Origin of the sequence: Actinomadura sp. NPDC048032 (assembly GCF_040653175.1) — a bacterium.
Taxonomy (GTDB): domain Bacteria; phylum Actinomycetota; class Actinomycetes; order Streptosporangiales; family Streptosporangiaceae; genus Spirillospora; species Spirillospora verrucosospora.
This window is the reverse complement of the sequence record NZ_JBEZJP010000320.1, coordinates 1-9815: the sequence shown is the minus strand read 5'-3', so window position 1 is coordinate 9815 and position 9815 is coordinate 1. Positions and strand designations below refer to the sequence as shown.

The 9815-nt window shown below is 77.0% G+C and carries 7 protein-coding genes and 1 riboswitch; of the genes, 1 reads left to right on the top strand and 6 read right to left on the bottom strand.

Annotated elements, in window-relative coordinates:
- Nucleotides 1–29: 29 nt before the first annotated feature.
- Genes AB0C69_RS30820 through AB0C69_RS30810 form a run of 3 tightly spaced genes read right to left on the bottom strand, consistent with a single transcriptional unit; the run spans nt 30 to nt 3228 of the window.
- Entirely contained in the window at nt 30–1517 is a 1488-nt protein-coding gene (locus AB0C69_RS30820) for a precorrin-2 C(20)-methyltransferase (protein WP_360358557.1), read from the bottom strand.
- Complete coding sequence (locus AB0C69_RS30815) at nt 1517–2137, bottom strand: precorrin-8X methylmutase (RefSeq protein WP_360358556.1); 621 nt, start codon at nt 2135–2137, stop codon at nt 1517–1519. Before AB0C69_RS30815 ends, AB0C69_RS30820 begins: the two co-directional genes overlap by 1 nt.
- Nucleotides 2134–3228: a precorrin-3B synthase gene (locus AB0C69_RS30810; protein ID WP_360358555.1), complete on the bottom strand. Its 1095-nt coding sequence runs from the start codon at nt 3226–3228 to the stop codon at nt 2134–2136. Before AB0C69_RS30810 ends, AB0C69_RS30815 begins: the two co-directional genes overlap by 4 nt.
- A gap of 71 nt (nt 3229–3299) precedes the next feature.
- A riboswitch (cobalamin riboswitch) is annotated at nt 3300–3423 on the top strand.
- A gap of 53 nt (nt 3424–3476) precedes the next feature.
- Between AB0C69_RS30810 and cobN the strand changes: the two genes are divergently transcribed.
- Complete coding sequence (cobN, locus tag AB0C69_RS30805) at nt 3477–7073, top strand: cobaltochelatase subunit CobN (protein WP_360358554.1); 3597 nt, start codon at nt 3477–3479, stop codon at nt 7071–7073.
- On the opposite strand, the gene AB0C69_RS30800 is transcribed toward cobN, so the two are convergent.
- From AB0C69_RS30800 to AB0C69_RS30790, 3 genes are all read right to left on the bottom strand, one after another.
- Nucleotides 7028–8359 (bottom strand): cobyrinate a,c-diamide synthase, encoded by a 1332-nt coding sequence (locus tag AB0C69_RS30800; protein WP_360358553.1) that lies wholly within the window; start codon nt 8357–8359, stop codon nt 7028–7030. The two genes, cobN and AB0C69_RS30800, sit on opposite strands and share 46 nt — an antisense overlap.
- Nucleotides 8356–8958, bottom strand: coding sequence for a cob(I)yrinic acid a,c-diamide adenosyltransferase (gene cobO, locus AB0C69_RS30795; protein WP_360358552.1), 603 nt, complete (start codon nt 8956–8958; stop codon nt 8356–8358). The genes AB0C69_RS30800 and cobO overlap by 4 nt, the downstream gene beginning before the upstream one ends.
- 1 nt (nt 8959) lies before the next feature.
- A partial coding sequence (locus tag AB0C69_RS30790) for a VWA domain-containing protein (RefSeq protein ID WP_360358551.1) occupies nt 8960–9815 on the bottom strand: 856 nt, incomplete at its 5' end.

The following is a 9815-nucleotide window of genomic DNA, read 5'->3' as shown; positions in this document are numbered from 1 at the left end:
GCCGGGGTGGCGGCCGCCGCGGCCTGGGCTCAGGGGTAGCGGCGCGGGGTGAAGACCACGCCCCGCTCGGTCACCCGGGTGGCGGACGACCCGATGATGAGCAGGCAGCGCATGTCGACCCGGTCGGGGTCCAGCTCGCCGAGCGTCGTCACCGTCACGCTCTCCTCCGGCCCGCCGACGTCCCGCCCGACGACCACCGGGGTCTCGGGGGAGCGGTGCTTGAGCAGCAGCTCGCGCGCCGCCGGGAGCTGGTGCCTGCGCCGGCTCGACGAGGGGTTGTAGAGGGCCAGGACCAGGTCGGCCTCGGCGGCGGCCGCGAGCCGCCGCTCCACCACGTCCCACGGCTTGAGGATGTCCGACAGCGACAGGACGCAGAAGTCGTGCCCGAGGGGCGCGCCGGCGCGGGCGGCCACGGCCTGCGCCGCCGTCAGCCCCGGTACGACCCGCACCGGCACGTCCGCGAACTCGTCCTCCGCCGCCGCCTCCAGGACGGCCGTCGCCATCGCGAACACGCCGGGATCGCCGGACGAGACGACGGCCACACGGGCCCCGTCCCGCGCGAGCGCCAGCGCGTGCCGGGCCCGGTCGGCCTCCACCCGGTTGCCGGACCCGTGCCGCCGCTGCCTCGGGTTCGGCGGCACCCGGTCCAGGTAGGGGCCGTAGCCGACGAGGTCGGTCGCGGACGCCAGGACGTCCTGCGCCTCCGGCGTCAGCCACGGCCGGCCCGCCGGCCCGAGCCCGACGACCCACACCCCGCCGGCCCCCTCCGGCCGCGCCGGGGGCGGCGCGGCGAACGAGCGCTCCGCCGGGCTCGTCAGCAGCGCGAGCGCCATGTAGGGCACGTCCGCCGGATCGACGTCGGCGAGCGGGAGGACCCGCTGCCGGTCGGTGGCGGCCCGCTCGACGTACCAGCCGTCGCCGAGCCTCCCCGCGTCCTCGAACGCCTGCCTGACCTTGGGGAACGTCCGGCCGAGCTTGAGAACGGCCGCCGCGTCCGCGCCGCGCAGCCGCTCGGCGAGCTCCTCGCCGGGCAGCGTCCCGGGCAGGACGGTCAGCGTCTCCTCCCGCTCCACCAGCGGCCGCCCCGCCGCCGCGGACGCGGCGCTCAGCGACGTCACGCCCGGCACCACCTCGGCCGGGTAGTGCGGCGCGAGCCGCTTGTGCAGGTGCATGTACGACCCGTAGAACAGGGGGTCGCCCTCGCTCAGCACCACGACCGTCCGCCCCGCGTCGAGGTGCGCGGCGAGGCGGGCGGCGCAGTCGGCGTAGAAGTCCTCCAGCGCCCCCTGGTAGCCGCCGGGATGGTCGGTGGTCTCCGTCGTCACCGGGTAGACGAGCTGCTCCTCGATCCGCCCGTCCCGCAGGTACGGCTCGGCGACGGTCCGGGCGATGCTGCGGCCGTGCCGCGCGCAGTGGAAGGCCACCACGTCGGCCTCGCCGATCAGCCGCGCCGCCTTCACCGTGACCAGCTCGGGGTCGCCGGGCCCGACGCCCACGCCGAACAGCCGTCCCGCCATCACTCCGCCTCACTGGCGATGGCGTTGACCGCCGCCGCCGTCATCGCGCTGCCGCCGCGCCGCCCGCGGACCACCAGATGGTCCAGGCCGCTCGCGGCGAGCGCCTCCTTGGACTCGGCCGCCCCGATGAACCCGACCGGGATCCCGAGGACCGCCGCCGGGCGCGGCGCGCCCTCCTCCACCAGCTCCAGCAGCCGGAACAGCGCGGTCGGCGCGTTGCCGATCGCGACGACCGCGCCGCCGAGCCGGTCGCGCCACAGCTCCAGCGCCGCCGCGCTGCGCGTGGTGCCGAGCCGCCCGGCCAGCTCCAGCACGCCCGGCTCGCCGAGTGTGCACACGACCTCGTTGCCGGCGGGCAGCCGCGCGCGGGTCACGCCGGAGGCGACCATCCGCGCGTCGCACAGCACCGGCGCGCCCGCCACCAGCGCCGCCCGCGCCCGCGCCACGACCCCCGGCGACCAGGCCAGGTCCTCCACCAGATCGGTCATGCCGCAGGCGTGGATCATGCGGACCGCGACCCGCGCCACGTCGTCCGGCAGTCCCGACAGGTCGGCCTCCGCGCGGATCGTCGCGAACGACCGCCGGTAGATCTCGGCGCCGTCCCGGACGTAATCGATCACTGCTGTCCCTCCGCCGTCCTCAGCTCGACCGGGCCGCGGGGCATCCCGCAGCGCCGCTCGCATCCCGTCCAGTGGACGGGGGTCTCGGGCGCGCGGCCCAGGCCGTCCACGAAGCGCCGCGCCTCGCCCTGCACGTCGCCGCGCGACTTCGCGCATCCCGGGCTCCCGGTGCAGGCCGTCACGCCCACCCAGGGCGACGCGGGATCGGTCGCGAACCCCGCCGCCGCGAGCTCCGCCGCCGCGCGGCGCGCCTCGTCCCGCTCCAGGTCGCGCACCACCACGCTGCGCCACGGCGTCACCCGCACCTCGTCCGCGACTCCGGCGAGCGCCTCGGCCTGCGCGCCCGACAGCCGGCCCAGCGGAGGCACGGCCTCCAGCGCGGCGAGCCCGTCCCGCTGCGCGAGGATCCCGGCGTGCGGCGGCGCGGGATCCGGGCGCGGCGGCGTCTCCGCCACGGCCGCGCCCAGCCGCTCGGCGACGAGCCGCGCGCCGTCCGGCACCTCCGCGAGCCGCCAGGCGTCGCCCCTGACCTCCAGGAACGCCTCCGCCGCCGCGAGCAGCGCCGCGACGGGATCGCCGGGGACGGGTCCGAGCCGCGTCCCGACCAGCCGCAGGCCGCCGGGGGTGTGGGCCGCGTCGGCGTCCAGCGCGGCCGTGTCGCCGGTGCCGTCGTCGAGCGCGAACAGGAACCGCCCCGGCAGCCGGGCCAGCTCCGCACGCGCGCAGAGCGCCTCGTCCAGCGCCGTGACCAGCGGATCCGTGGCGAGGGCGCCGCGCGGGCCGCGCCCGCCGAGCGGGGACGCGACGATGTTGCGCACCCGCTCGTGGGTCGCCGACGGAAGCAGCCCGGCGGCCTCCAGCCGGGCCGCGAGCGCTCCGGTGTCGCGGACGCCGCGCACCTGGAGGTTGCCGCGGGACGTGAGTTCGATCACGTCCCGCCCCAGCTCGCGGGCGGCGGCGCCGAGCACCGCGAGCTGCGCGGCGGACACCGCGCCGCCCGGGACGCGGACGCGCGCCAGCGGCCCGTCGGCGGCGTCGTGGGTGCGCAGCGCCCCGGGGCACGCGTCGGGACGGGCTCTGACATTCGGCACGGGGAGGATGTTAACCACAGTTTGCAGGGCGACCGCGCTGCCGTACTCTTCTGCTCAGACGATGGCAATGGGAGGAAGCCGGTGCGAATCCGGCGCGGTCCCGCCACTGTGACCGGGGAGCGAACCCCGCTGTAGGCCACTGTCCGCGAGGACGGGAAGGCCGGGGCGAGCGTCGATCCGGGAGCCAGGAGACTCCTGCCGTCGCGACACCCGCGACCGGGGCGAGGACCCCAGGGGGAGGATGCGCCGTGCCCGAGCACAGCCGCACGGTCCTGTTGCTGTCGACGTCCGACACCGATCTGCTGAGCGCCCGAGCGTCCGGCGCCGCCTACCGGCTCGGCAACCCCGCGCGGCTCACCGCCGCCGACCTGCCCGGGCTGACCGAGGGCGCCGACCTCGTCGTGGTGCGGCTGCTCGGCGGCCGCCGCGCCTGGGAGGACGGTCTCGACGCGCTCCTCGCGGGCCCCCGGCCGGTCGTCGTCCTCGGCGGCGAGCAGGCCCCCGACGCCGAGCTGATGGAGCTGTCCACGGTCAGCGGCGGCGTGTGCGCCGAGGCGCACGCCTACCTCGCGCACGGCGGCCCCGCCAACCTCGCCGAGCTGCACGCGTTCCTCTCCGACACCGTGCTGCTGACGGGGCGCGGCTTCGCGCCGCCGGCCGCGACGCCGACCTGGGGACGGCTCGACCGCGCCGCCCGCGACGGCGGCGGGCCCGTGGTCGGCGTGCTCTACTACCGCGCCCACCACATGGCGGGCAACATCGCGTTCGTGGAGGCGCTCTGCGCCGCCGTTGAGGACGCCGGCGGGCGCGCCATGCCGGTGTTCTGCTCGTCGCTGCGCACCGCCGAGCCCGAGCTGCTGGACACGCTCCGCCAGGCGGACGCGCTGGTGGTGACGGTGCTCGCGGCGGGCGGGTCGCGGCCCGCGACGGCCGGGGCGGGCGGCGACGACGAGGCATGGGACGTGGGCGCGCTCGCCGCGCTGGACGTCCCGATCCTCCAGGGCCTCTGCCTCACCACGAGCCGGTCCGACTGGGAGGGGAGCGACGACGGGCTGTCCCCGCTGGACGCGGCGTCGCAGGTCGCGATCCCCGAGTTCGACGGGCGGATCATCACCGTCCCGTTCTCGTTCAAGGAGGTCGACGAGGACGGGCTCACCGTCTACGCCGCCGACCCCGAGCGGGCGGCCCGGGTCGCCGGGATCGCGGTCCGGCACGGCCGCCTGCGGCACACCCCGGCCGCCGGGCGCCGCCTCGTCGTGATGCTGTCGGCGTACCCGACCAAGCACGCCCGCGTCGGGAACGCCGTCGGTCTCGACACCCCGGCGAGCACCGTCCGGCTGCTCGCCCGGCTCCGCGACGCGGGGTACGACCTGGGCGAGGGCTTCCCCGGCGTCGACGAGCAGGACGGCGACGCGCTCGTCCACGCGCTCATCGCGGCGGGCGGCCAGGACGAGGACTGGCTCACCGAGGAGCAGCTCGCGGGCAACCCCGTCCGCATCTCCGCCGCGTCCTACGAGCGCTGGTACCGCACCCTGCCCGCCGACCTGCGCGAGGGGATGGAGCGGCACTGGGGCCCGCCGCCCGGCGAGCTGTTCGTCCAGGACGGCGACATCGTCCTCGCCGCCCTGCGCGCCGGCAACCTCGTCGTGATGGTGCAGCCGCCGCGCGGCTTCGGGCAGAACCCCATCGCGATCTACCACGACCCCGACCTGCCGCCCAGCCACCACTACCTGGCCGCGTACCGGTGGCTGTCGGACGAGTTCGGCGCGCACGCGATCGTCCACGTCGGCAAGCACGGCAACCTGGAGTGGCTGCCCGGCAAGGCGGCGGGGATGTCGGCGTCGTGCGGCACCGACGCGGCGCTCGGCGACGTCCCGCTGGTCTACCCGTTCCTCGTCAACGACCCCGGCGAGGGCACGCAGGCCAAGCGCCGCGCGCACGCCGTCCTCGTCGACCACATGGTCCCGCCGATGGCCCGCGCCGAGACCTACGGCGACATCGCCCGCCTCGAACAGCTCCTGGACGAGCACGCGACGATCGCCGCGATGGACCCGGCGAAGCTGCCCGCGATCCGCGCCCAGATCTGGACCCTCATCCAGGCCGCCAAGCTCGACCACGACCTCGGCCTTGACGACCGCCCGCACGACACCGAGTTCGACGACTTCCTCCTGCACGTCGACGGCTGGCTGTGCGAGGTGAAGGACGCGCAGATCCGCGACGGCCTGCACGTCCTCGGCCAGGCGCCCGCCGGCCCGGTCCGCGTCGACCTGGTGCTGGCCATGCTCCGCGCCCGCCAGATGTGGTCGGGGCGCGAGACGCTGCCCGGCCTGCGGGAGGCGCTCGGGCTCAGCGAGGCCGGCGGCGAGGCGCTCGCCGACGTGGACGCCGCCGAGGCCGCCGCCCGCGCCCTCGTGCAGGCCATGGAGGACGCCGGCTGGGCCGTGGGCGCGGCGCGCGAGGCCGCCCGGGACGTTCCGGCGGAGCGCCGCGAGGCGGTGACGCGGGTCCTGGAGTTCGCCGCCGCCGAGATCGTCCCGCGCCTGGCCCGGACGACCGACGAGCTCGACCACGTCCTGCACGCCCTGGACGGCGGCTACGTCCCGGCGGGCCCGAGCGGGTCGCCGCTGCGCGGCCTCGTCAACGTCCTGCCGACCGGCCGCAACTTCTACTCGGTCGACCCGCGCGCCGTCCCGAGCCGCCTCGCCTGGGAGACCGGGCAGGCGATGGCGGACTCGCTCCTGGAGCGCTACCGCGCCGACCACGGGGAGTGGCCGCGCTCGGTCGGGCTGTCGGTGTGGGGGACGAGCGCGATGCGCACGGCGGGCGACGACGTCGCCGAGGTCCTCGCGCTGCTCGGCGTCCGCCCGGCCTGGGACGAGGCGTCCCGCCGCGTCACGGCGCTGGAGCCGGTCCCGCTCGCCGAGCTCGGCCGGCCGCGCATCGACGTGACCGTCCGCATCAGCGGCTTCTTCCGGGACGCGTTCCCGCACGTCGTCGCCATGCTGGACGACGCCGTCCGGCTCGTCGCCGGGCTGGACGAGCCCGACGCCGACAACCACGTCCGCGCCCACGTGCGGGCCGACCGGGAGCGGCACGGCGACGAGCGGCGCGCCACGATGCGCGTGTTCGGGTCCGCGCCCGGCGCGTACGGGGCCGGGCTGCTGCCGCTCATCGACAGCCGCAACTGGCGCGACGACGCCGACCTCGCCGAGGTGTACGCGGTGTGGGGCGGCCACGCCTACGGCCGCGACCTCGACGGGGTGCCCGCCCGCGCCGACATGGAGAGCGCCTACCGGCGCATCGCCGTCGCCGCCAAGAACGTCGACACCCGCGAGCACGACATCGCCGACTCCGACGACTACTTCCAGTACCACGGCGGCATGATCGCCACCGTCCGCGCGCTGACCGGCAGGGCGCCGGAGGCCTACGTCGGCGACAGCACCCGCCCGGACGCCGTGCGCACCCGCACCCTCTCGGAGGAAACCGCGCGGATCTTCCGGGCCCGCGTCGTGAACCCGCAGTGGCTCGCCGCCATGCGCCGGCACGGCTACAAGGGCGCGTTCGAGCTGGCCGCGACCGTGGACTACCTGTTCGGCTACGACGCCACCACGGGTGTCATGGCCGACTGGATGTACGACAGGCTCACCGCCGCCTACGTCCTGGACGAGGAGAACCGCGCGTTCATGGCGCAGTCGAACCCGTGGGCGCTGCACGGCATCGCCGAGCGGCTGCTGGAGGCGGCCGAGCGCGGCATGTGGGAGCACCCCGACCCGGCGGTCCTCCAGGGCCTCCAGGAGGTCTACCTCAAGACGGAGGGCGACCTGGAGGACGACACCAGCCGCTGAGCCGCCTCCGGCGACCCCGCCCAGTGCAGGTGCAGGTAGGAGGCGGTGATCCGGTCGTCGCCGTACCCGTCGCGGCCGTCGCGCCACCGGAACAGCGGCTCGGCGCCGGTGTCCAGCGCGGTCCGGTGGAACTCGTGGCCGCGGAACCGCTCGCCCGGACGGGTCAGCGGCGACTCGGCCACCGCGACCGCCTCCCGGTAGCCGAGCGCCAGCCGGGACGTCATCCGCGCGCGGCCCGGCACCCGCCCGCACATCGCCCGGCCGTCGAGTTCCTCGCACAGGTAGAGGAGCCCGGCGCACTCGGCGGCGATCGGGCCGCGGAACGCCGCGACCTCGGCGAGCATCGGCGCGTTGGCGGCCAGCTCGGCGGCGTGGACCTCGGGGAAGCCGCCGCCGACGACGAGCGCGCCCGCCCCGTCCGGCAGGGCCTCGTCCCGCAGCGGGTCGAAGACGGCCACGTCGGCGCCCGCCGCGCGCAGCAGCTCCACGTGCTCGGCGTAGGAGAAGGTGAACGCCGCCCCGCCCGCGACCGCGACGACCGGCCCGCCCTCGACCGGGACGACCTGCTCGGACGGGTCCCACGCGGGCCCCGGCAGCGGGGGAGCGGCGGCCGCCAGGCGGAGCAGGGCGTCCAGGTCGCAGGAGCGCTCCACGAGCGCGCCGAGCCGCTCCACCGCGCCGACGGCCTCCGCGCCCCGCTCGGCCGCCGGGACCAGCCCGAGGTGCCGGGACGGGGTCACGACCGCGTCGTCCCGCCGGATCGCGCCGAGCACCGGCACGCCCGTCGCCTCCAGCGCGCCGCGGCACAGCTCCTCGTGCCGCTCCGAGCCGACCCGGTTGAGCACGACGCCGCCGATCCGCACGCCCGGCTCGAACGTCGCGAAACCGTGCACGAGCGCCGCCACCGACCGGCTCTGCCGCGCGGCGTCCACGACCAGCACCACCGGCGCCGCGAGCAGTCGCGCGACGTGCGCCGTGGAGGCGAACCCGGTGTCGCCCTTCCCGTCGAACAGGCCCATCACGCCCTCGACCACCGCCACGTCGCAGCCCGCGGCGCCGTGCAGGAACAGCGGCGCGATCCGCTCCTCGCCCGCGAGCCACGGGTCCAGGTTGCGGCCGGGCCGCCCCGCCGCCAGCGCGTGGTAGCCGGGGTCGATGTAGTCGGGGCCGACCTTGTGCGGCGACACGGCGAGGCCGCGCGCCCGCAGCGCCGCGATCAGACCGGTCGCCACGGTCGTCTTGCCGCTGCCGGACGCCGGCGCGGCGACGACCAGCCGGGGGATCACCACTCGATGCCCCGCTGCCCCTTCTGCCCGGCGTCCATCGGATGCCGGACCTTGCCCATCTCCGTCACCAGGTCGGCGGCCTCGACCAGCCGGCCGGGCGCGTCCCGCCCGGTGACGACGACGTGCTGGGTGCCGGGACGCGCGGCGAGGGCCTCGACCACGTCGTCCAGGTCGAGCCAGCCCCACTTGAGCGGATAGGTGAACTCGTCGAGCACATAGAAACGGTACGTCTCGGCGGCCAGGTCCCGCTTGATCTGCGCCCAGCCCTCGCGGGCGTCGGCCGCGTGGTCCTCCTCGCTGCCGGGGCGCTGGATCCACGACCAGCCCTCGCCCATCTTGTGCCAGGCGACCGGGCCGCCCTCGCCGCTCTCGCCGAGCACGCGCAGCGCCCGCTCCTCGCCGATCCGCCACTTGGCCGACTTCACGAACTGGAACACCCCGACCGGCCAGCCCTGGTTCCAGGCCCGCAGCGCCATCCCGAACGCCGCCGTCGACTTCCCCTTCCCGGGACCGGTGTGGACGATCAGCAGGGGCCGGTTGCGGCGCTGCCGGGTGGTGAGACCGTCGTCGGGGACGGACACGGGCTTTCCCTGGGGCATCTCAAGCCGCCTTTCCCTTTTCGCGCCCGCGGTGGGCGCGGACGATGCCGTCGAGGTCGCCGAGCGGGACGAGCCGCGCCCCGAGCCGGGCCGCGAGCCGTCCCGCGAGGCCGAGCCGGACCGGGCCGTCCTCGCAGTCCACGACGATCCCGGCGGTGCCCGCCAGCAGCCCGGCGGCCCGGTCCACGTCGCCCCCCGCGGTCGCCCGCCCGTCGGTGACGACCACGAGCAGCGGGCGGCGCGCCGGGTCGCGCAGCCGCTCGGCGCGCAGCACCTCGGCGGCGCGCGCGAGCCCGGCGGCCAGCGGCGTGCGGCCCCCGGTCGGCAGGGCCCGCAGCCGCGCCGCGCCCGCCTCGACCGACGACGTCGGCGGCAGCACGAGCTCGGCGGTGCGCCCCCGGAAGGTGACCAGGCCGACCTTGTCGCGGCGCTGGTAGGCGTCCAGCAGCAGGCTGAGGACGGCCGTCTTCACCGTCGTCATGCGGCGGCGGGCGGCCATCGAGCCGCTGGCGTCCACGACGAACAGCACCAGGTTCCCCTCGCGGCCCTCGCGGACCGCCTCCCGCAGATCGTCCGGGCGCAGCACGAGGCCGGCGCCGGACCGGCCGCGCGCCCGCTGCCGCGGCGCGGCGGCCAGCAGCGTCGCCACCACGTGGGGGTCGCGGACCTTCGCGGCCGGGCGCCGCGCCCCGGTGACCCGGCCCCGCGCCGTCCGCGACCGCGACCGCCGTCCCGCGGCGCCCTCGCCGACGCCCGGAACCTCCAGCAGCGGCACGGCGTGCGGCGCGGCGACCGCCGCTACCCGCTCCCCGCCCCCGCCAGCGGACCGCTCGTCCCGCGACGAACCCGCGTTCTGC

Excerpts from the sequence above, each read along its gene's own strand:
- cobO (WP_360358552.1), bottom strand. The coding sequence starts at position 8,958 with ATGCCCCAGGGAAAGCCCGTGTCCGTCCCCGACGACGGTCTCACCACC.
- AB0C69_RS30820 (WP_360358557.1), bottom strand. The coding sequence starts at position 1,517 with ATGGCGGGACGGCTGTTCGGCGTGGGCGTCGGGCCCGGCGACCCCGAG.